This is a genomic window from Kitasatospora sp. NPDC089797 (genome assembly GCF_040684795.1).
Classification (GTDB): Bacteria; Actinomycetota; Actinomycetes; order Streptomycetales; family Streptomycetaceae; genus Kitasatospora.
Map to the genome: position 1 here is coordinate 70,783 of NZ_JBFBGS010000010.1, position 20,798 is coordinate 91,580.

At 72.3% G+C, this 20,798-nt stretch carries 22 protein-coding genes; 10 read left to right on the forward strand and 12 right to left on the reverse strand.

Features of this window, described 5'->3' with window-relative positions; genetic code table 11:
• Positions 1-11: 11 nt before the first annotated feature.
• Positions 12-776: a class I SAM-dependent methyltransferase gene (locus AB0O91_RS10240; protein WP_363429931.1), complete on the reverse strand. Its 765-nt coding sequence runs from the start codon at positions 774-776 to the stop codon at positions 12-14.
• A gap of 482 nt (positions 777-1,258) precedes the next feature.
• Complete coding sequence (locus AB0O91_RS10245) at positions 1,259-4,234, reverse strand: BTAD domain-containing putative transcriptional regulator (protein ID WP_363429933.1); 2,976 nt, start codon at positions 4,232-4,234, stop codon at positions 1,259-1,261.
• Positions 4,235-4,450: 216 nt separating this feature from the next.
• On the opposite strand from AB0O91_RS10245, the gene AB0O91_RS10250 reads away from it, so the two are divergent.
• Complete coding sequence (locus AB0O91_RS10250) at positions 4,451-4,723, forward strand: hypothetical protein (protein WP_363429935.1); 273 nt, start codon at positions 4,451-4,453, stop codon at positions 4,721-4,723.
• A 236-nt stretch (positions 4,724-4,959) separates the two neighbouring features.
• On the opposite strand, the gene AB0O91_RS10255 is transcribed toward AB0O91_RS10250, so the two are convergent.
• Complete coding sequence (locus tag AB0O91_RS10255) at positions 4,960-5,178, reverse strand: hypothetical protein (RefSeq protein ID WP_363429937.1); 219 nt, start codon at positions 5,176-5,178, stop codon at positions 4,960-4,962.
• A gap of 137 nt (positions 5,179-5,315) precedes the next feature.
• Here AB0O91_RS10255 and AB0O91_RS10260 point away from each other — a divergent pair, with 137 nt between their 5' ends.
• Positions 5,316-6,074: a GntR family transcriptional regulator gene (locus AB0O91_RS10260; RefSeq protein WP_363429939.1), complete on the forward strand. Its 759-nt coding sequence runs from the start codon at positions 5,316-5,318 to the stop codon at positions 6,072-6,074.
• Between the two features lie 16 nt (positions 6,075-6,090).
• Here the strand turns inward: AB0O91_RS10260 and AB0O91_RS10265 are convergent, their stop codons facing one another.
• From AB0O91_RS10265 to AB0O91_RS10275, 3 genes are all read right to left on the reverse strand, one after another.
• Positions 6,091-6,516: a PIN domain-containing protein gene (locus AB0O91_RS10265; protein ID WP_363429941.1), complete on the reverse strand. Its 426-nt coding sequence runs from the start codon at positions 6,514-6,516 to the stop codon at positions 6,091-6,093.
• Positions 6,513-6,746: a type II toxin-antitoxin system VapB family antitoxin gene (locus AB0O91_RS10270; protein WP_363429943.1), complete on the reverse strand. Its 234-nt coding sequence runs from the start codon at positions 6,744-6,746 to the stop codon at positions 6,513-6,515. Before AB0O91_RS10270 ends, AB0O91_RS10265 begins: the two co-directional genes overlap by 4 nt.
• Positions 6,747-6,890: 144 nt before the next feature.
• Positions 6,891-8,558, reverse strand: coding sequence for a fumarate hydratase (locus AB0O91_RS10275; protein WP_363429945.1), 1,668 nt, complete (start codon positions 8,556-8,558; stop codon positions 6,891-6,893).
• Positions 8,559-8,894: 336 nt separating this feature from the next.
• On the opposite strand from AB0O91_RS10275, the gene AB0O91_RS10280 reads away from it, so the two are divergent.
• Both AB0O91_RS10280 and AB0O91_RS10285 read left to right on the forward strand, forming a co-directional pair.
• A complete protein-coding gene (locus tag AB0O91_RS10280; RefSeq protein WP_363430129.1) occupies positions 8,895-9,524 on the forward strand; it encodes a DUF1707 domain-containing protein in 630 nt (209 codons plus the stop codon).
• Positions 9,525-9,787: 263 nt separating this feature from the next.
• Positions 9,788-10,216, forward strand: coding sequence for a WhiB family transcriptional regulator (locus AB0O91_RS10285; protein WP_350515083.1), 429 nt, complete (start codon positions 9,788-9,790; stop codon positions 10,214-10,216).
• 139 nt (positions 10,217-10,355) lie between these two features.
• Here AB0O91_RS10285 and glpX read toward each other — a convergent pair whose 3' ends face one another.
• Complete coding sequence (glpX, locus tag AB0O91_RS10290) at positions 10,356-11,396, reverse strand: class II fructose-bisphosphatase (protein WP_188309604.1); 1,041 nt, start codon at positions 11,394-11,396, stop codon at positions 10,356-10,358.
• 215 nt (positions 11,397-11,611) lie between these two features.
• Here glpX and AB0O91_RS10295 point away from each other — a divergent pair, with 215 nt between their 5' ends.
• Entirely contained in the window at positions 11,612-12,148 is a 537-nt protein-coding gene (locus tag AB0O91_RS10295) for a DUF4245 domain-containing protein (RefSeq protein ID WP_363429948.1), read from the forward strand.
• Between the two features lie 77 nt (positions 12,149-12,225).
• On the opposite strand, the gene AB0O91_RS10300 is transcribed toward AB0O91_RS10295, so the two are convergent.
• Together AB0O91_RS10300 and AB0O91_RS10305 are read right to left on the reverse strand one after the other, a co-directional pair.
• Positions 12,226-12,828, reverse strand: a complete 603-nt coding sequence (locus AB0O91_RS10300; protein WP_363429950.1) for a malonic semialdehyde reductase — start codon at positions 12,826-12,828, stop codon at positions 12,226-12,228.
• A gap of 138 nt (positions 12,829-12,966) precedes the next feature.
• Positions 12,967-13,224: an exodeoxyribonuclease VII small subunit gene (locus tag AB0O91_RS10305; RefSeq protein ID WP_350515087.1), complete on the reverse strand. Its 258-nt coding sequence runs from the start codon at positions 13,222-13,224 to the stop codon at positions 12,967-12,969.
• A gap of 94 nt (positions 13,225-13,318) precedes the next feature.
• On the opposite strand from AB0O91_RS10305, the gene AB0O91_RS10310 reads away from it, so the two are divergent.
• Entirely contained in the window at positions 13,319-13,807 is a 489-nt protein-coding gene (locus tag AB0O91_RS10310) for a GNAT family N-acetyltransferase (protein ID WP_363429952.1), read from the forward strand.
• Here AB0O91_RS10310 and xseA read toward each other — a convergent pair.
• Complete coding sequence (gene xseA, locus AB0O91_RS10315; RefSeq protein ID WP_363429954.1) at positions 13,801-15,027, reverse strand: exodeoxyribonuclease VII large subunit; 1,227 nt, start codon at positions 15,025-15,027, stop codon at positions 13,801-13,803. The two genes, AB0O91_RS10310 and xseA, sit on opposite strands and share 7 nt — an antisense overlap.
• Before the next feature lie 10 nt (positions 15,028-15,037).
• Complete coding sequence (locus tag AB0O91_RS10320; RefSeq protein WP_363429956.1) at positions 15,038-16,396, reverse strand: APC family permease; 1,359 nt, start codon at positions 16,394-16,396, stop codon at positions 15,038-15,040.
• A gap of 110 nt (positions 16,397-16,506) precedes the next feature.
• On the opposite strand from AB0O91_RS10320, the gene AB0O91_RS10325 reads away from it, so the two are divergent.
• Both AB0O91_RS10325 and ppgK read left to right on the forward strand, forming a co-directional pair.
• Complete coding sequence (locus tag AB0O91_RS10325) at positions 16,507-17,481, forward strand: 4-hydroxy-3-methylbut-2-enyl diphosphate reductase (RefSeq protein WP_363429958.1); 975 nt, start codon at positions 16,507-16,509, stop codon at positions 17,479-17,481.
• A gap of 135 nt (positions 17,482-17,616) precedes the next feature.
• Positions 17,617-18,363, forward strand: coding sequence for a polyphosphate--glucose phosphotransferase (ppgK, locus tag AB0O91_RS10330; RefSeq protein ID WP_363429960.1), 747 nt, complete (start codon positions 17,617-17,619; stop codon positions 18,361-18,363).
• A gap of 51 nt (positions 18,364-18,414) precedes the next feature.
• On the opposite strand, the gene AB0O91_RS10335 is transcribed toward ppgK, so the two are convergent.
• Positions 18,415-19,005, reverse strand: a complete 591-nt coding sequence (locus AB0O91_RS10335) for a DUF6542 domain-containing protein (protein ID WP_363429962.1) — start codon at positions 19,003-19,005, stop codon at positions 18,415-18,417.
• Between the two features lie 163 nt (positions 19,006-19,168).
• Between AB0O91_RS10335 and AB0O91_RS10340 the strand changes: the two genes are divergently transcribed.
• Both AB0O91_RS10340 and ychF read left to right on the forward strand, forming a co-directional pair.
• Positions 19,169-19,561: a VOC family protein gene (locus AB0O91_RS10340; protein ID WP_363429964.1), complete on the forward strand. Its 393-nt coding sequence runs from the start codon at positions 19,169-19,171 to the stop codon at positions 19,559-19,561.
• Between the two features lie 84 nt (positions 19,562-19,645).
• Positions 19,646-20,719, forward strand: a complete 1,074-nt coding sequence (ychF, locus tag AB0O91_RS10345; RefSeq protein ID WP_363429966.1) for a redox-regulated ATPase YchF — start codon at positions 19,646-19,648, stop codon at positions 20,717-20,719.
• The last annotated feature ends 79 nt before the right edge of the window (positions 20,720-20,798 follow it).

The following is a 20,798-nucleotide window of genomic DNA, read 5'->3' on the forward strand; positions in this document are numbered from 1 at the left end:
CCTGCGGTCGGTCAGCCGACGCGTCGACAGCACAGGAACAACTGTTCCTCCGGCGGCAGCGTGGTACTGGCCGGCGCGTACGGATGCCCCGAGCACTCCTCGACGGCGAAACCGGCCGCGACCAGAACCCGCTCCAGATCCTCCCTCAGATACCCACTGATCCGCAGCTCTCTGCCAAGGAACGGAAGCGGAACGTGATCCAGGTCCGCCTCGACCATACCGAGCACCAGCAGTCCGCCGGGCCGGAGGAGTTCGCGCAGCCGCCCGAGCACCGTCGGGATCTCGTCCTGCGGCAGCAGGATCAGCGAGAAGAAGGCGGTGATCGCGGCGAAGCGGCCGCGGCCGGCCGGCCCCAGCCCGGGCGCCGCCCAGACCCGGTCGGCCCGTTCGGTGGCCAGATCGTACAGGTCGATGCGGTGGAACTCGGCCGGGTGCGGACCGGTGATCCGGGCCTGCCGGGCCAGGGTGAGCATCCCGTCGGAGAGGTCTATCCCGGTCACCCGCAGCCCGCCGGCGGTCAGCTGGCGGACGGTCGGCTCGCCGGTGCCGCAGCCCACGTCCAGCACCCGGGCCCCGGGTTCGAGCTCGGCGAGCAGCATCCGCCCGCACTCCAGCTGGCCGTCCTTGGCCGGGAACGCCTCGCCGTAGCAGGCCCCGATGGTGTCGAAGGCGACCGCCTGCAGGGCCCGGGCCGCCCGGCGTCGTCGCACGTCGGGACCGTCGTCGCCGGCGTCCTCGCCGACGGGGAACGCGTCGGATATCTGTCCGGTCGTCACGTTGAGGGGCACCCTTCCACCCGTGGCCTCCGGTCGGCTCCTCCGCAGCCTCCTGGGCCGCTGCCGGTGGCGGTACGTCACGCTCCCCGCATCACACAGACGGCCTGCACCCCGACACGTTGCCGGCAGACACTCGTGTGCGTACTGGCATCTGAGAATATGCGTGATCACTGCGCCATGGGGTCCCTTTCCGGCCAACTCGTCATGCTTGGGCCGATCTGGACCGGGTCCGCGGAAGCACGGGGGTGCGGGTCGGGTGGTGCGGCCGGCCCCGCACGCCGGATGGCGCGCCGGGGTGGCGGCGCTGACCTGCGGCTCTGCCGGTGCGCGGACTGACAATCGGGCGTTTATCGAACGTCAATCGGCGAGGTGCACAGTGGAGCCCAGCGCCGGGGAAGCGTTGAAGGCGCTCCCGCAGCCGGGGGGCTGCGGGGGCGCCGACGCGCAGATCGGGGGAGGTGCTCCGCGGGGGAGCGGAGGCCTCACGGCGCGGGGGGAGATGAGAAGGGCTCGGTGTGCTGTCGGGAGATGAGGTCCGCCACGGGGGAGGCCTCCGGCACACCGAGCCGCGTGAAGATGGCGTGCGCCTCCTGGAGGCAGGCCAGCCCACGGGCCGGCTGCGCCAGGGCGAGCAGCGCCTCGCCCAGGGCGGCGTTCGCCAGGCCCTGGCAGTAGGCGGAGCCCAGCTCCTGGGCGATCGCGAGGGAGCCGCCGGCCGCCTCGGCGGCCTCGGCCGGCTGCTCGGCGACGAGCAGGGCGGAGGCCAGCCGGGCCAGGGTGTAGCCCTCCCAGAGGGCGTTGCGCTGGGACTGGTAGAGCTGGTGGGCCTCACTCAAGTGATCGACGGCGGTTCCGGGGTCTCCGCTGGAGGAGAGCACCACGCCGAGTTGGTAAAGGGTCTGGGCGAGCAGCGGACCGTTCTTTGACGTCCGTGCGGCGGTGACTCCGTCCCCGGCCGACTTGATCGCCGTTTCGGTCATGCCGAGCCGCTGCTGCACCCGGGCCATGTTGCTGACGATGCGGGCTTCGAGGACGGGCGCCCCGACGGCCTGACTGGTGGCGCGGGCCTGTTCCAGGAACAGCAGGGCCTCGGCCGGACGGTTGCCCAGGTTCAGGATCACGCCCAGCATGTTCGCCGTGGCCAGGAGCAGGATGGTCGGCTCCTTCGCCGCCTGGTGGTCCAGGCTGCGCCGGAACGACTGCTCCGAGCTCTGGAAGTCGCTGGTGGCGGACTGCAGGGTGCCGAACGCGAAGTGCACTCTGGCGAGTACGGCCGAATCGCCGCGGGCTTCCGCGTTGCGGCAGATGGTTTCCAGGATCGGACGCACCTGCGGACCGTGAGTGGGATCCGGGCCGAGACCGTACAGCAGGATGAGCAGGTCGATCGCCGCGTGCTGCGAGGATCGGGGCCCGCTCGCCGCTGCGGCCATGGCGCTGAGCAGCAACGAGCCCTCGGTGCGGATCCAATCCTGCGCGGCCTGGCTCGTCGGCAGATCGAGGCCGGGTGAGGTGAGGGCGGTCAGGAGCACGGGACGCGGGTCGTCCGGCTCGATGACCTGGGCCGCGTTGCGGACGGTCGGGATCAGGAGGCCGAGCAACCGCTGAACGGCCCGCTCCTGCTCGTCGACGTCCCCGATCCGCTCGTTCTTCCGCTGGGCGTAGAGCCGGAGCAGGTCGTGGTAGCGGTAGCGGCCGGGGGCGAAGCACTCCAGCATGTTCGCCTCGACCAGGGCCTCGGCGAGGTCCTCGGCGGTGTACTCGTCCACACCGAGCATCGCCGCGGCGGCTGCCAGCGGGATGTCGGGCGAGTCGATCAGGGCGAGCAGCCGAAAGGAACGGGCCTCGTCCACGGACAGCTGTCCGTAGCCGAGCCCGATGGTGGTCTCCACGGCGAGGTTGCCGAGCTGCAGTTCGTCCAGTCGCCGCCGCTGATCGGCTAACCGACTCGCCAGGTCGGAGACGCTCCAGCGCGGTCGGCTGGCCAGCCGGGCGGCGGCGATGCGGACGGCCAGCGGCAGGAACCCGCAGGCGGTGACCACCTTCATGGCGGCCTCGGGTTCGGCGGCGACCCGGTGTTCGCCGACGATGGCCGAGAACAGCGCCAGCGCTTCGGCCGGGGTCAGCTCCTCGACGTCGAACAGCTGGGCGCCCGGGATCCCGGCCAGCCGGGAGCGGCTGGTGGCGAGCACGGCGCAGCCGGAGACCCCGGGGATCAGCGGCCGGATCTGTTCGGCGTCGCGCGCGTTGTCGAGGAGGATGAGCATCCGCCGGCTGGCGAGCAGCGAGCGGTAGAGGGCCGCTCGCTGGTCGAGCGAGTCGGGGTTCTCCGCGACGCCGAGCGCATGCAGGAAGTCGCCCAGGACCACGGCCGGATCGGCCGGTGACGCACCGGCGCCACGAAGGTCGACGTACAGCTGCCCGTCCGGGAACTCCGTGCGCACACGGTGGGCGACGTGGACGGCGAGGGTGGTCTTGCCGACGCCGCCGATGCCTGCCAGTGAAGTCACCACCACGGCCTGGCCGGTGGCGTTCATGAGGACCGTCGAGAGGTCGTCGACGAGTTCGGAGCGTCCGCTGAAGTCCGATACGTCGGCGGGGAGTTGGGCGGGAGCCGGTGGGGAGGCCGGTCCGTCCTCGTGGATGGCCGACGCCGGGACGACCGGGACGGCCAGCGCCGGGTCGGCTGCCAGGATGCGGTTGTGCATCCGGGACAGGCCGGTGCCCGGTTCGACCCCGAGCTCCTCGATCAGGAGTTTGCGGGTGTCGGTGTAGACGCCGAGCGCCTCGGCCTGGCGCCCGCAGCGGTACAGCGCCAGCATCAGCAGCTCGCGCAGGCGCTCGCGCAGCGGGTGTTCGGCCGTCAGGTTGTTGAGCTCGACGACGATCTCGGCGTGCAGGCCGATGTCGAGGGCGGCCGAGCAGAGCTCCTCGGCGGCGGCGACCTGACGCTCGGCCAGGCGCAGTCGCTGGGTGTCGGCGTACGGGCCGGGGATTCCGGTGAGCGGACGGCCGCTGAACAGGTCCAGGGCCTGTGCCAGCAGTCGGTGCGCCTCGTGCTTGTCGCCCGAGGTGCGGGCGGCCGAGGCCTCGGTGAAGAGCCGCTCGAAGACCGACAGGTCGAGGGCCTCGCCCGGGATGCGCAGGGCGTAGCCGTCGGCGACCGAGACCAGCAGCTCGGCGGGGCGGCGCACCTCCCGCCGGGGCTCGATGACCGAGCGCAGCCGCGAGACGTAGGTGCGCAGGGCGGCCACGGCCTGGGCCGGAGGGCGGTCGCCCCAGAGCGCGTCGACCAGGCCCTGGGTGGTGACCGGGCGCCCGGAGTGCAGCAGAAGGGTCGTCAGAACCGCTTGCTGCTGGGGGGATCCGAGGGAGAGGGGTTTTCCGTCGAGCCAGGCCTGGACCGGACCGAGGACTTGGAAGCGCAGCGCAGGGGCCTGCGGCGTCTCCCGAAACTCCATGAAGTCCCCCGATGGCCTCTGGTGTCGATTCTGTGAAAGGGCGCTCGGCGGTCCGCCGTGTGGTGCTTCAGCTTAGGCGGACGGCCGACTCTGCCGGACGGCACCGCAAGCCGCACGATGTTTATCGGACATTTAATCAACCCTACGATACTGTCCGCGCGCCCGCGCCACGGAGGTCGGGCCGAACACATTTGATGACCGAAAGGCGGCCGCCCAATGGCCAATGACCAGAGCGAGACCCCGGTGCCGTCGACGCCGCAGACCGCGACGCAGACCGAGGCTCCGGCCGCCGCTGTGGAGGCGGGCAAGGCTGTCGAGGGTGCGGTCGCCGCAGCCTCGAACCCGACCGGGTACACCGCGCCGACCGATGCCGACAAGGCCGCGTTCGAGAACGGCTCGTTCGGTGACGAGGGTGAGTACGTGGACGAGCCCGTCGGTGCGCCGGGGGGTCCGCTCAAGCCGGAGAGCATCGTCGGCGGCCACCCGTAAGAGGTCTCCGCCGAGTGCCCCCGCGCCCCCGTCCGGGCGTGGGGGCACTGTCGGTGATGCACGTGCCAATTCGTGTGCGGGTCCATCGGTGGCCGATTCCCGCCCCCCGTGCACGCGTGGTGACCGCCGTCATCCGTAACGTGCCCGGCGGCGCGCGCCGGACGTTCCGGAATTCCGGATTCACCGGGGGGATTACCCGGGGTCGAATGCCGTGGTTTGCGTGGATTCATCCGCAATTACCGGGGCTGATCGCATTCAGCCGAATCGCGGGGCTCGGGGGCGGGTGTCACGTCGTGGGGTTCGGCGGCCCATTCCCGACCGCCGTGCTCGGGGCGCAGGTAGTACTCGCCGCCGATGGTGTCCATGTAGATGCCGGTGCGTCCGGTCCTCCGGTCGAGGACGAGTTCACCCACGTGCGGCCGGTAGGCCGGGGCGTTGCGCTGTCGGGTGCTCACCGCACTGCTCCTTCGCTCGGTCAGCGACTGGCAGACATCTCTAGAGAAGCTAATATCTCTAGAGATGTCAACGGTCGTATCTCCTTATCAGCGACCGCGGGCGCGCTTACGATTCATCCGAGGGAGAGGGAGCGGCGATGAACGGCAGCGGTGGCGACAAACAGCCCAAGTACCAGCGGATCGCCGATTCCCTGAAGGCGGCCATCGACTCCGGCCGCTACCGGGCGGGCGATCGGCTGCCCGGCGAGAACGACCTGATGGACGAGTACGGGGTGGCCCGGATGACCGCCCGTCAGGCGCTCGGCGTGCTGCAGAGCGAGGGCATCGCGGAGGCCCGCAAGGGCGCGGGGGTGTTCGTCCGGGACTTCCGGCCGCTGCGCCGGCGCGGCATCCAGCGGTTGGCGCAGGGGCAGTGGGGCTCGGGCCGGTCGATATGGTCCGCGGACATCGACAACCGCTGCCTGGTGGTGGACCAGGTGTCGGTCACCGAGCGGGGCGCGCCCGAGCACGTGGCCCGGGTGCTGGGGGTGGAACCGGGTGCCCCGATGTGCGTGCGGCACCGCCGCTTCGTCCTGGACGGCAAGCCGGTGCTGCTCTCCACCTCCTACCTCCCGGCCGTGCTGGTGGCCGGCACCGCGATCACCCGCGAGGACACCGGCCCCGGCGGCACCTACGCCCGGCTGGCCGAGATCGGCGCCAAGCCCGTGCACTTCCGCGAGGAGGTCCGCTCCCGGATGCCGGCCGCCGAGGAGGCCACCCGCCTCGAACTCTCCGCCGGCACCCCGGTCATCCTGATCTGCCGCACCGCCTTCGCCGACGAGGGCCAGGTCGTCGAGCTCAACGAGATGATCCTCGACGCCGCCTCCTACGTCCTGGAGTACGACTTCGACGCCTGACCGGCGCCCGGAGCGCTCAGTCGGCGGCGGGCCGGCGGATGTCCTGCTCGCGCAGTTCGCCGATCACCCGGGCGACCGTCGCGAAGTCCTCGTCCAGGTGCAGCACGGTCATGTCGTGGTGGACGGCGGTCCCGGCGAGCAGCAGGTCCGCCAGCCCGGCCGCCCGGTGCTGTGCCTTCTGGGTGAGCTTGTACTGGGCGGTGTCGACCCAGTCCCAGATCGACTTCGGGATGCCGACGGTCGGGCCGAACAGGGCCGCGAGTTCCTCCTCCAGGTCGTCCCGGTCCGCCGGGCTCCGGGCGGAGTAGAGGATCTCGGTCCGGGTCGACCTGCTGATCCGGATCAGGCCGGACTCGATGTGCCGCCCCCACTGCGACCTGAGGTCGCGGTCCGATGTGAGCCGGACGAAGGCCGAGGTGTCGATCAGGAAGCTGCCGATCATCCGGCTTCCTCCCGCAGCGCCCGCTTGCGGGCCTCGTGCAGCCGCACGGTGGGCTCGAACCGGCCCTCGGCGGCGCGGCGGGACAGCTTCTCCATCGCCTCCAGCCGCTTCAGTCGGCTGACGTAGTCGGCGAGCGCGTTGTTGATGGTGTCCTTCTTCGTCGTCGTGCCCATCAGCCGCATGGCTTCCGCGAGGATCGCGTCGTCGATGTCGACGTTGGTCATGCTCATCGGTGCACCTCCGTGGACGATGTGGATGGGCCACGTGCATCACCCACGCTACCCACACTCCGACCCGGCCGGTACGGAGAACCGCCCCGGTCGCAGGGGCGGCCGGGGCGGTTCGAGGGGCGTGCGGGGGCGTGCTGGGGGCGGCTACTCCTTGGAGCGGATCCGCAGGTTGGTGATCAGCGGGCCCTCGGTGGTCTCGCGGAAGAAGTCGTTGCCCTTGTCGTCGACGACGATGAAGGCCGGGAAGTCCTCGACCTCGATGCGCCAGACGGCCTCCATGCCGAGCTCCGCGTACTCCAGCACCTCGACCTTCTTGATGCAGTCCTGGGCCAGGCGGGCGGCCGGGCCGCCGATGGAGCCGAGGTAGAAGCCGCCGTGGGCGGCGCAGGCGTCGGTGACCTGCTTGCTGCGGTTGCCCTTGGCGAGCATCACCAGCGAGCCGCCGGCGGCCTGGAACTGGTCGACGTAGGAGTCCATCCGGCCGGCCGTGGTGGGGCCGAAGGAGCCGGAGGCGTAGCCCTCGGGGGTCTTGGCCGGGCCGGCGTAGTAGACCGGGTGGTCCTGGAGGTACTTGGGCATGCCCTCCCCGGCGTCCAGCCGCTCCTTGATCTTCGCGTGGGCGATGTCGCGGGCGACGACCAGGGTGCCGGTGAGCGAGAGCCGGGTCTTGACCGGGTACTTGGACAGCTCGGCGCGGATCGCGGGCATGGGCTGGTTGAGGTCGACGCGCACCACGTCGTCGTCCAGGTGCTCGTCGGTGGTGTCCGGCAGGTACTTCGCCGGGTCGGTCTCCAACTGCTCCAGGAACACGCCCTCGGCGGTGATCTTGCCGAGCGCCTGGCGGTCGGCGGAGCAGGAGACGGCCATCGCGACCGGCAGGGAGGCGCCGTGGCGCGGCAGCCGGACGACCCGCACGTCGTGGCAGAAGTACTTGCCGCCGAACTGGGCGCCGATGCCGATCTTCTGGGTCAGCTCGGTGACCTTGGCCTCCAGCTCCAGGTCGCGGAAGCCGTGGCCGGTCTTCGCGTCGCCGGAGGTCGGCAGGTTGTCCAGGTAGTGCGCGGAGGCGTACTTGGCGGTCTTGAGCGCGAACTCGGCGCTGGTGCCGCCGATCACGATGGCCAGGTGGTACGGCGGGCAGGCGGCGGTGCCGAGCGAGCGGATCTTCTGCTCCAGGAACGAGAGCATGCTGGCCTCGTTCAGGATGGCCTTGGTCTCCTGGTACAGGTACGACTTGTTGGCGGAGCCGCCGCCCTTGGCCATGAACAGGAACTTGTACGCGTCGCCGTCGGTGGCGTACAGCTCGATCTGGGCCGGCAGGTTGTTGCCGGTGTTCTTCTCGTCCCACATGGTCACCGGGGCCATCTGGGAGTAGCGCAGGTTGAGCTTGGTGTACGCGTCGTACACGCCGCGCGCGATGGCGGACTCGTCGGCGCCGGAGGTGAGCACCTGCTGGCCGCGCTTGCCCATGACGATCGCGGTGCCGGTGTCCTGGCACATCGGCAGGATGCCGCCGGCCGAGATGTTGACGTTCTTCAGCAGGTCGAGCGCGACGAAGCGGTCGTTCGGGCTGGCCTCCGGGTCGTCCAGGATGCGGCGCAGCTGGGCGAGGTGCGCGGGGCGCAGGTAGTGCGAGATGTCGTGCATCGCCTCGGCGGTGAGCAGCCGCAGGGCCTCCGGCTCGACCTGGAGGAAGGTGCGGCCGCCGGCCTCGAAGGTGGAGACGCCCTCGGAGGTGAGCTTGCGGTACGGGGTCGGGTCAGCGCCCAGGGGGAGCAGGTCGCTGTACTCGAAGTCTGGCGTGGGAGCCATCGGGGCGGTCCTTAGGTGTCCAGTTGGTCCGGCTGCGTCGGCGAAGCACCATCCAGGGTAGGACCCGCCCGCGGGACGCGGTCGGACAGGTCAGCCTTGCGTGACGGGGCTCACTCGGGCAGCAGTGCGAGCGACTAGGCTTGGGCCGTGAACAACACGCCGGACAACTCGCCGTCGCAGGACGATCCGGGGCAGCCGCCGGTGCCGGCGCCCGTACCCCTGACCAAGCCCGAGCCGCAGCCCGAGACGCGGCTCGAACCGAGGCCCGAACCGAAGCCCGAACCCGCGTCCGCCGCCGGACCGCGGCCGTCGCACGCGCCGGTGGCGCAGGCGGAGATGCGGGTCTCGGACGCCGACCGCGAGCGGATCGCGGAACTGCTGCGGGACGCCTACGCCGAGGGGCGGTTGGACGCGGACGAGCACGCCGAGCGGATCGGGGCCGCGTACGCCGCCAAGACCTTCGGCGACCTGGTCCCGCTGACCAGGGACCTGCCGTCGCACCGGGCGGTGTCCTTCGACAAGCCGCCGCTGCACGCCGCGGAGCCGGCCCCGGCGGCGGCCCGGCCGCTGCCGCCCGCGCGCGAGGAGGCCCCGTCGGTGGTGGCGATCTTCGGCGGCGCGTCGCGCAAGGGCCGCTGGCGGGTGGGCTCGCAGCTGACCGCCTTCACCGCGTTCGGCGGGGTGGAGATCGACCTGACCGACGCCGTCTTCGAGTCCCCCGAGGTGGAGATCGTGGTGACCGCGATCTTCGGCGGGGTCGAGATCCGGGTGCCGGAGAACGTGACCCTGCTCGGGTCCGGGGTCGGCATCTTCGGCGGCTTCGACGTGCGCGAGCAGACCGCAGCGGACCCGTACGCTCCGGTCGTGCGGGTGAAGGGCCTTGCCCTGTTCGGTGGTTGTGAGGCCAAGCCGCGCCGGGGCAAGAAGCTCAAGGAGTGGGTGCGCAAGCAACTCGGTACGGAATAGCCCGAATTGACCCGTTGGGCGCCCGGTCGGGGATCAACTCCCGGCCGGGCGTTCGGCGTTGCGGCCAGTGCACTCCGTAGTCGATTGCGTGCAGTGTGCATGAATCGCGGCCGGGCGGGGTAGTTCCTTCCGCACATCGCTTCTTGAACGGCTGTGCGCCGGAGGCGGCCCTGCGGCCGTCCCCGGCGTTGGACAGCGGGGGCTCGCAGCCGCGCAGGGGAGCGAGGTTCCCCGTGTCCGAGAGCCTCGTCAGGAGTACGGCCGTGCTGCATCCGATCGAGTCCCGCACCACCTCGCCAGTCGCCGCCGCCCAGTTGCTGGAGCGCCGTCCGGCCGTCCGTCCGCAGCCGCAGCCCCCGGGCGGCACGGCGGGTACGGCCGCGGGTGAGGACAATCCGTGGCACACCGGTGCGGCCTGTCGGCGGGACGAGGTCGGGCTGTTCTTCGCGCCCTCGAAGGAGCCGACGGCGGCCCGGCTGTCGCGGGAGGAGCAGGCCAAGCAGGTGTGCGCCCGCTGTCCGGTGCTGCTGGAGTGCCGTGAGCACGCGCTGGCCCAGCCGGAGCCGTACGGGGTCTGGGGCGGCCTGACGGCCGCCGAGCGCCGGGTGGTGCTGGCCCGGCGCCGCCGCCGGGACGCGGAGCTGCGCGAGGCGGCCCGGGTGGCCACCGCCGGTCGCCGGATAGCGGGTTGACGGCGGGCCGAAGACCCGCGCCGACGGCCGGAGCGCCGCGCGGCCCCGGCGGAGGGGGATTCCGCCGGGGCCGCGTGCTGTGCTCGGCCCGGCCGCCGGTTCCCGCCGGGTGCGCCCCGGCGGGTACCGGCCACCAGGGTCAGTTGGCGCGGTCGAAGTCGATCGCGCTGTAGGCCCGCAGCTTCGACAGCTTGTGGACGGAGTTGATCTCGCGGATGGTGCCGCTCTTGGAGCGCATCACCAGCGAGCTGGTGGTGGCGGTCTCGGAGCGGTAGTGCACGCCGCGCAGCAGCTCGCCGTCGGTGATCCCGGTGGCGACGAAGAACACGTTCTCGCCGCTGACCAGGTCGTTGGTGGTGAGCACCCGGTCCAGGTCGTGCCCGGCGTCGAGGGCCTTCTGCCGCTCGGCCTCGTCCTTGGGCCACAGTCGGCCCTGGATGACGCCGCCCATGCACTTCATCGCGCAGGCCGCGATGATGCCCTCGGGGGTGCCGCCGACGCCCATCAGGAGGTCGATGCCGGTGCCCTCGCGGGCGGCCATGATGGCGCCGGCCACGTCGCCGTCGGAGATGAACTTGATCCGGGCGCCCGCCTCGCGGATCTGCCGGACCAGGTCGTCGTGGCGCGGGCGGTCGAGCACGACCACGGTGACGTCCTCGACGGCACTGCCCTTGGCCTTGGCGACCCGGCGGATGTTGACGGCCGGCGGCGCGGTGATGTCGACGAAGTCGGCGGCCTCCGGGCCGGCCACCAGCTTGTCCATGTAGAACACGGCGCTGGGGTCGAACATGGTGCCGCGGTCGGCGACGGCCAGCACGGCCACCGCGTTGTTCATGCCCTTGGCGGTCAGCGTGGTGCCGTCCACCGGGTCGACCGCGACGTCGCACTCGGCGCCGGTGCCGTCGCCGACCCGCTCGCCGTTGTAGAGCATCGGGGCTTCGTCCTTCTCGCCCTCGCCGATGACGACCACGCCGTTCATCGAGACGGTCGAGACGAGGGTGCGCATCGCCTTCACGGCGGCACCGTCCGCGCCGTTCTTGTCGCCCCGGCCGACCCATCGGCCGGCTGCCATCGCGGCGGCCTCGGTGACCCGGACGAGTTCGAGCGCGAGGTTCCGGTCCGGAGCCTCCGGCGCGACCTCAAGGGCGCTGGGAAGGTGGTGCGGGTACTGCGTGGTCATCGTCGTTACCTCTCTGTACGCGACGGCCAGTGAGCGCCCGACTACTGCCTGGTCGAACGCCGTGGTGAGGGTAGTGCGATCGTATCTGCCCACGAGATGACTGTCTGTGGCGCGGGTCGCCACCCGGGGTCGGAAACCGCCGGTTCGTCCCGGTTCACCCGTACGTGCCCACCCCGGGTGGGCGGGCCGGGATGTGGATGAGTCACCATGTGGGGGTGGCTGCAGAGAGCAAGGGCATGAGGGGTCGGCAGACCGTACGGGACATGGTCCTGTCGATGCTGGCGGTGGGTTTCGTCGTCTGGATCGGGTACCTGTTCCTCCCGCACGACGCGAACAGCGACCCGGTGCACGTGGTCGGGTACAAGGTGGAGGCGGCCTCGGCGAAGCGCGCCGCGCCCTATCCGCTGCTGTCCCCGGAGGGGCTGTCCGACAAGTGGCGGGCCACCTCGGTCAGCTACACCCCGGCCGCCATCAACAACGGCAAGGGCAACGCCTGGCACCTGGGCTTCGTGACCCCCTCCGGCCAGTACGCGGCGGTCGAGCAGGCCGACGTGCCGCGCGACCGGCTGCTCGCCGACAAGGTCGCCGGCGCCCAGCCGGACGGCACCTCGGACGCCGCCGGGCACAGCTGGGACAAGGTGCAGGGCGACAAGTCCCGGGCGCTGGCCGCCCAGACCGGCTCGGCGACCACCCTGATCACCGGCACCGCCTCCTACGAGGAACTGGCCGAGCTGGCCCAGGCGCTCAAGTAGCGCCCGGCCGGCCGCGCACGCGGAAGGGCCCGCGCCGGACGAACCGGTGCGGGCCCTTCGCCGTGCGCGGGGCGCGATCAGACCGTGGTGACGACCTCGTCGTAGGCCAGCCGCGGGGAGCGCGGGAACCAGGCGTCGTCGCCCGGCTTGCCGATGTTGACGACGGCCAGCACCGAGTGGTCGCCCTCGCCGAAGAACTCCTTGTTGATGCCCTCGGCGTCGAAGCCGGTCATCGGGCCGGCGGCCAGGCCGGCGGCGCGCACGCCGATGATGAAGTACGCGGCCTGCAGGGCGCCGTTCAGCGCGGCGGAGGACTCGCGGACCGAACGCTCCGAGAAGAAGACGTCCTTGGCCTGCGGGAAGTGCGGGAACTGGGTCGGCAGCTCCTCGTGGAACTCGTTGTCCGCGGCCAGGATGGCGACCAGCGGGGCGGTGGAGGTCTTGGCCTTGTTGCCGTCCGCCAGGTGCTGGACGAGGCGCTCGCGGCCCTCGGTCGAGCGGACCAGGACGACGCGCAGCGGCTGCTGGTTGAAGGCGGTCGGGCCGTACTTGACCAGGTCGTAGATGGCCTGGACCTGCTCCTCGGTGACCGGCTCGTCGGTGAAGGTGTTCGCGGTGCGGGCCTCGCGGAACAGCAGGTCCTGAGCGGCGGCGTCGAGTACCAGGGCGTCGGTGGTCATGCTTCTGCACCTCATGCGGGAGGGGGGTTCGTCGGTGTGACCGGCGCGGCCGATCACTTCCTCCAACATAGGTGAAGTTTCAACGATTCCCCAAGCCGCTGTGACCCGCCTCACGCCGACCGCGGGCGCCCGGCGGGGTCACTCCCCGCCCGGGGCCGCGCCCTCCTCCGCCGCCAGCGCGGCGTCCAGCCGGGCCCGGGCGCCGTCCAGCCAGCGCTGGCAGACCTTCGCCAGCTGCTCGCCGCGCTCCCACAGCGCCAGCGACTCCTCCAGGGAGGTGCCGCCGTTCTCCAGCTGCCGGACCACGTCCAGCAGCGCGTCCCGGGCGTGCTCGTAGCCCAGCGCGTCGTCCGGGGTCGGCGCCGCCGCGTCCTGCTGCTCCTGCTGCTCTGCCATGCGTGCCAGCGTAGGGGCTGGCGCCGACAGCCTGCGCTTTCCCGGGCCGAAATCCCGGTGCACCCGGCCGGGGGCCGGCGCTAGCCTCCGCCGCATGACCGACGTACGACCCGCCGTCCCCGCCGACGCGCCCGAGCTCGTCCGGCTGCGCAACCTGATGTTCGAGGCGATGCCCAGCATGGCCGCGCTGGCCGGTCCGGGCCCCTGGCAGGCCACCGCCGAGCAGATCCTGCGCGAGCGCCTGGCCGTCCCGGCCGAGGACCTGACCATGCCGGTCTTCGTGGTCGACGCCCCCGGGCGGCCGGGCCGGCTCGCCGCCTGCGCCGTCGGCACCCTGGAGCAGCGGCTGCCCGGGCCCGGCAGCCCGGACGGCCGGTTCGGCTCCGTCTTCAACATCTGCACCGACCCCGACCACCGGCTGCGCGGCTACGCCCGGGCCTGCACCGAGGCGCTGCTGGCCTGGTTCGACGAGCGCCGGGCCGGCCGGATCGACCTGCACGCCAGCAGCGGCGGCGAGGCGCTCTACCGCAGCCTCGGCTTCGGCGAGTACTCGACCGCACTGTCCCGCCGGCGCTCCTACTGAGCCGGCGCGGCTTCCCCCGCCACCGTCACGTCGAAGCCGCCGCCCGCGACCCGGGCGTGCAGCCCGTCCCCGGCCGCGACCTGCGCCGGGTCGGTCACCACCGTGCCGTCGGCCCGCTGCAGCACCGCGTAGCCGCGCTCCAGGGTGGCCGCCGGGGAGAGCGCGACCACCCGGGCCAGGGTGTGCCCGAGGTCGCTCTGGGCGTGGTCCAGCCGGTGCCGCAGCGTCCGCCGGGCGCGCTCCAGCAGGCCCTCCACCTCCTGGCCGCGGCCGTCCAGCATCCGGTGCGGGGCGGCCAGCGCCGGGCGGCTGCGCAGCCCGTCCAGCCCGTGCTGCTCGCGCTCGACCCGGGACTGCACGTGCCGGCGGGCCCGGTCGCGCAGCTGGCGCACCTTGGCCAGCTCCTCGCCGACGTCCGGAACCACCCGTTTGGCGGCATCGGTCGGGGTGGAGGCGCGCAGGTCGGCGACGAAGTCCAGCAGCGGCTGGTCCGGTTCGTGCCCGATCGCGCTGACCACCGGCGTGCGGGCGGCCGCGACCAGCCGCACCAGCCCCTCGTCCGAGAACGGCAGCAGGTCCTCCACGCTGCCGCCGCCGCGGGCCACGATGATCACGTCCACCTCGGGGTGCTCGTCCAGCTCCCGCACCGCCGCGCTCACCCGCTCCACCGCGCTGACCCCCTGCACCGGGACGTTGCGCACCTCGAAGCGGACGGCCGGCCAGCGCCGCCGGGCGTTCTCCAGCACGTCCCGCTCGGCCGCCGAGCCGCGCCCGGTGACCAGCCCGACGCACTGCGGCAGGAACGGCAGCCGCCGCTTGCGCTCGGCCGCGAACAGGCCCTCCCCGGCCAGCCGCCGCTTCAACTGCTCCAGCCGGGCCAGCAGTTCGCCCAACCCGACCGGGCGGATCTCCGCGGCCCGCAGCGACAGCTGCCCACGGGCCGCGTACCACTCCGGCTTGGCGTGCACGACGACCCGCGAGCCCTCCTGGACCACGTCCGCGACCTGGTCGAACACCGAGCGGAAGCAGGTCACTGTGAGCGACACGTCGGCCTGCGGGTCGCGCAGGGTCAGGAACACCACTCCCGCCCCCGGGCGGCGGCTGAGCTGGGTGATCTGCCCCTCGACCCACACCGCGCCGAGCCGGTCGACCCAGCCGCCGATCAGCGCGGAGACCTTGCCGACCGGGAGCGGCGCTTCGGGGGAGCTGGTGTTGGCCATGCGTACGAGGCTAGCGGCGCCCGCCGACACCGTCCGTCGCGGCGCCCTGCACGCCGAGCACCACCAGGCCGACCGCCAGCCAGACCAGCCCGACCAACTGCGCCGTGGTCGAGGCCTCGTAGACCACCGCGCCGATCACCGCGATCCCCAGCACCGGGACGGCCAGGTGTCGCAGCCGGTCCCGCGAGCCGTGCCGGACGGTGTACCAACCGACCACCGAGGCGTGCAGCAGCGCGAAGGCGGTCAGCGCGCCCACGTTCACCACCGAGGTCAGCTGGTCCAGCCCGTCGTCCCGGGTCGCCGCCCAGACCGCGGCCGCCATGGTGACCACCGCGGCCGCCAGCAGCGCCCGGCGCGGCACCGCGCTGCCCGGGTCGACCGAGCCGAGCAGCCTCGGCAGCCGCCCGTCCCGGCCCATCGCGAAGACCAGCCGCCCGGCCGCGGCCTGCCCGGCGAGCGCCGCGAAGGCCGCGCCGATCGCCTTGCTGGCCGCCACCAGCACGTGCAGCCAGTGGCCGATGCCGGCCTCCACGGTGTCGTAGAAGGCCGAGCCCTGCGCGGCCGGGTCGGCGGCCAACTGCTGCGGGGTGGTCGGCTCCAGCAGCGCCGCCAGGTAGGTCTGGGCGACGAACAGCACCCCGGCCAGCACCAGGCACCACAGCACCGCCCGGGCCACCGCCGCCGAGGCGCCCACGGCCTCCTCGACGAAGGTGGCGATCGCGTCGAAGCCCAGGTAGGAGAGGACCGCCACGGACACCGCCGAGAGCACCGCGGTGAACGAGAAGTCCCCGACGGCGGTGAACGGGGTGTCCCAGCCGCGCCGGGCGCCGTCCTGCGCCAGCACCACCACGGCCGCGGCGACGAACACCGCCAGCACCGCGATCTCCAGCGCGAGCACGGCGAAGCCGACCGCGGCCGCGGTCCGCACCCCGACCAGGTTGAGCGCCGTGGTCACCACCACCGCGACCGCCGTCCACACCCAGCGCGAGACGCCGGGCACCAGCGAGTGGAGGGCGATCCCGGAGAACAGGTAGGCCACCGCGGGGATCAGCAGGTAGTCCAGCATCGCCATCCACCCGGCGACGAACCCCGGCCCCTCGCCCAGCCCGGCCCGCGCGTAGGCGAACACCGAGCCGGTCTGCGGCACCGCGCGCACCATCTGGGCGTACGAGAAGGCGGTGAAGCCCATCGCCACCGTCGCCGCCAGGTAGACCGTGGCGACGGCGCCGTGGCTCTTGGCGTCCAGCACGCCGAACACGCCGACCGGGGCCATCGGGGCGATGAACAGCAGTCCGTAGACCATCAGATCGCGGACGCCCAGGGTGCGGCGCAGGCCGCTCGGCGTCGGCTGATCACTCACAGCGCTCATGGAGACCAGATTTGGGCAAGTTCCGACCCTTTGCGACCGGAAAGGGTCCGGGGTCGCCGAGGGAGACCGCCCCGGACGGCGCGCCCCGCGCCCGCCCGTACGATGGAGCCATGTCCAACACCGCGCAGCGCCGTGTCCTGCTCGCCGCCCCCCGGGGCTACTGCGCGGGTGTCGACCGCGCCGTGATCGCCGTGGAGAAGGCCCTGGAGCAGTACGGGGCGCCCATCTACGTCCGCAAGCAGATCGTCCACAACAAGTACGTGGTGCAGACCCTGGAGAAGAAGGGCGCGATCTTCGTCGACGAGACGGAGGAGGTGCCCGAGGGCTCGATCGTCGTGTTCTCCGCGCACGGGGTCGCCCCGGCCGTCCACGACGAGGCGCGGGCCGGCCGGCTCGCCACCATCGACGCCACCTGCCCGCTGGTCACCAAGGTGCACAAGGAGGCCGTGCGCTTCGCCGACGAGGGCTACGACATCCTGCTGGTGGGCCACGAGGGCCACGAGGAGGTCATCGGCACCATGGGCGAGGCCCCGGACCGGATCCACCTGGTGGACGGTGCCGAGGACGTCGCCAACGTGCAGGTGCGGGACGAGTCCCGGATCGTCTGGCTGTCCCAGACCACGCTGTCGGTGGACGAGACCATGGCCACGGTCGGCGAGCTGAAGAAGCGCTTCCCGGCCCTGGTCAGCCCGCCCAGCGACGACATCTGCTACGCCACCCAGAACCGCCAGGTCGCCGTCAAGCAGCTGGCCCCGGAGACCGACCTGCTGATCGTGGTCGGCTCCAAGAACTCCTCCAACTCGGTCCGCCTGGTCGAGGTCGGCCTGGAGTACGGCGCCAAGGCGGCCCACCTGGTCGACTTCGCCGAGGAGATCCAGGAGTCCTGGCTGGAGGGCGTCACCACGGTCGGCCTGACCAGCGGCGCCTCCGTCCCGGAGATCCTGGTCGACGGGGTGCTGGAGTTCCTGGCCGCGCGCGGTTACGACACGGTGGAGACGGTCAAGACCGCCGAGGAGCACCTGACCTTCTCGCTGCCCAAGGAACTGCGCCGCGACCTGCGCGCCGAGGCCGCGGGCAAGCTCTGAGGCCCGAACGTGTCGGACCCGGTGCCCGGTCAGGGCGCCGGGTCCTTCTGCTGTGCACCGCCGCCCCGGCTCTCGTAGTTTTGTGCACAGGCTGTGGACAAGCCGGTCCGCGGCCGGACGGCGGAGGGTGGAACGATGACGGCGGTATTCGGCGTGGACATCGGCGGTTCGGGCATCAAGGGGGCCCCGGTCGACCTCGCCCGGGGAGTGCTCGCCCAGGAGCGGCACAAGGTGCTCACCCCGCAGCCGTCCGAGCCGGAGGCCGTGGTCGCCGCCGTCCGTGAGGTGGTCCGTGCCTTCGACCACCAGGGCCCGGTCGGGCTGACCTTCCCCGGGGTGGTCGTCGGCGGGTGCACCCGGACGGCCGCCAACGTGGACAAGGGCTGGATCGGGCTGGACGCCGAGGCCCTGTTCCGGGACGCCCTGGACCTGCCCGCGACCGTGCTCAACGACGCGGACGCGGCCGGCCTCGCCGAGACCGCCCACGGTGCCGGGCGGGGCGAGTCCGGCGTGGTCCTAGTGCTCACCTTCGGCACCGGCATCGGCAGCGCGCTCTTCGTGGACGGCGTGCTGGTGCCCAACACCGAGCTGGGCCACCTGGAGCTGCGCGGCAAGGACGCCGAGCGCCGGGCCTCCTCGGCGGCCAAGGAGCGGCACGACCTGACCTGGGAGCAGTGGGCCGGGCGGGTCGACGAGTACCTGGACCTGGTGGAGATGCTCTTCTCGCCGCAGCTGATCGTGATCGGCGGCGGGGTGAGCCGCAAGCACGAGAAGTTCCTGCCGCTGCTGAAGGACCGCGGGGCGCGGGTGGCGCCGGCGGAGCTGCGCAACGACGCGGGCATCGTCGGGGCCGCCATGGCGGCGGCCCGGGCGGCGGGCTGAGCGTCCGGGCGGCGGGGCGGGCGTTCGGGCGGCGCGGGGCCGGGCGGGCGGTCAGCGGGAGCGGTGGATCCGGCGCTGGGCGACGAAGCGGGCGAGCACGATCAGCGCGGCCAGCCCGGTCCCGGAGAACAGCCAGCCGGCCCGCAGCGCCAGCCCGGTCGCCAGCGCCACCACCTGGGCGGTGACGCCCGAGGAGCTGACCGGCGCGAGCGCCAGCAGGCCCACGGCGAAGGCGATCGGCCCGCTGATCGGGGCGGCCAGCAGGTCGGCGTAGCGGACCCGGACGGCCAGCTGGAAGCAGACCACCAGGTAGCCGAGGCCGAACAGCCAGCCGAGGTCGTCGAAGAGCAGCCGGTCCAGGCCCGCCACCGCGAGGGTGGCCAGCACGGCGACCACGCCGGTGCCGATCGCGGTGAGCCGGGTCGGCCGGCCGGTCCGGCGCCGCCCGTACACCCGCAGCCGGCGCTTCGGGGCCTGCCGCGCGGCGGGCCGGTCGGCCACCGGGCGCAGCCGGGAGGGGGACGCGGCGGGGGCCCCGGCGCTCTCGGGGGCCCGGCCGGGACCGGGTACGGCGGCCGGGCCCGCGCTGTTCGGCGGGCGGCGTCTGGGACCGGGCGGCTGGGTACGGATGCTCTGCTCCACCCGCCCAACGTACGGTCCGATCATCGCCACACTGTGTAATGGACCGTTCAGGTCTTGTCCCGTGTCCCCGGATGGCGTACTCCTGTGATCGTCACTCAAAGCGCTGACCTGCTCGGCCGAATCGACTCACGATGATCATCCGATGACTGTACGGGGACCGGGAATGACTGCGGACTTCACCTTCGAGCGCCTCGACCACGTCCAGCTCGACATCCCGGCCGGCGCCGAGGACGAGTGCCGGGCCTTCTGGTCCGGGGTGCTCGGCATGACCGAGCTGCCGAAGCCGCCGGTGCTGGCGGCCCGCGGCGGCTGCTGGTTCCGCGGCGGCGGGGTCGAGGTCCACCTCGGCGTCACCCCGGACTTCCGCCCGGCCCGCAAGGGGCACCCGGGCATCCTGGTGACCTCGCTGGACGCGCTGGCCGAGCGGCTGGCCGCGCACGGCCACGAGGTGACCTGGGACGACCACCACCCCGGCCACCGCCGCTTCTACTCCGCGGACCGGCTCGGCAACCGGCTGGAGTTCCTGGAGCCGCTGCCCGCGCCGACCGAGGCGTGAGCCGACGCGGGACCTGCCCGTAGACTTGGGGGTCGGCCCGTACGGTGCCGACCCAACTCCTCCAAGCCCACGGGACTGCGCTTCATGTCGCTCACGATCGGAATCGTCGGCCTGCCGAACGTCGGCAAGTCGACCCTGTTCAACGCCCTGACCAAGAACGACGTGCTGGCGGCCAACTACCCGTTCGCCACCATCGAGCCGAACGTGGGCGTCGTCGGCGTCCCGGACGCGCGGCTGGCCAAGCTCGCCGAGATCTTCGGTTCGCAGCGGATCCTCCCGGCCACCGTCGACTTCGTCGACATCGCCGGCATCGTGCGCGGCGCCAGCGAGGGCGAGGGTCTGGGCAACAAGTTCCTCGCCAACATCCGCGAGTCGGACGCGATCTGCCAGGTCGTGCGCGCCTTCACCGACCCGGACGTGGTGCACGTGGACGGCAAGGTGTCGCCCAAGGACGACATCGAGACCATCCACACCGAGCTGATCCTGGCCGACCTCCAGACCATCGAGAAGGTCCTGCCGCGACTCCAGAAGGAGGCGCGCCTCAAGAAGGACACCGCCCCCGTGCTGGCCGCGGCCGAGGCCGCCCAGGCGGTCCTGGAGACCGGCAAGACCCTCTTCGAGGCGGGCTTCGACACCACCCCGATCCGTGAGCTGCACCTGCTGACCGCCAAGCCCTTCCTCTACGTCTTCAACGTGGACGAGGACGAGCTGGCCGACGAGGACTTCAAGAACGCCCAGCGCGCGCTGGTCGCCCCCGCCGAGGCGATCTTCCTCAGCGCCAAGATCGAGTCCGAGCTGATCGAGCTCGACGACGCCGAGGCCCTCGAACTCCTCCAGTCCATGGGCCAGGAGGAGCCCGGCCTCGCCACCCTCGCCCGGGTCGGCTTCGACACCCTCGGCCTGCAGACCTACCTCACGGCCGGCCCGAAGGAGACCCGCGCCTGGACCATCAAGAAGGGCGCCACCGCCCCCGAGGCCGCCGGAGTCATCCACACCGACTTCCAGAAGGGCTTCATCAAGGCCGAGGTGATCTCCTTCGACGACCTGGTCGAGACCGGCTCCATCGCCGACGCCCGCGCCAAGGGCAAGGCCCGCATCGAGGGCAAGGAGTACGTCATGCAGGACGGCGACGTGGTGGAGTTCCGCTTCAACGTCTGAGCAGGCGAAGGAACGCCACGTCGCAGACGTGGCGGACACGCAGGCCGGAAGGGGGCGGACTCGGTCGAGTCCGCCCCCT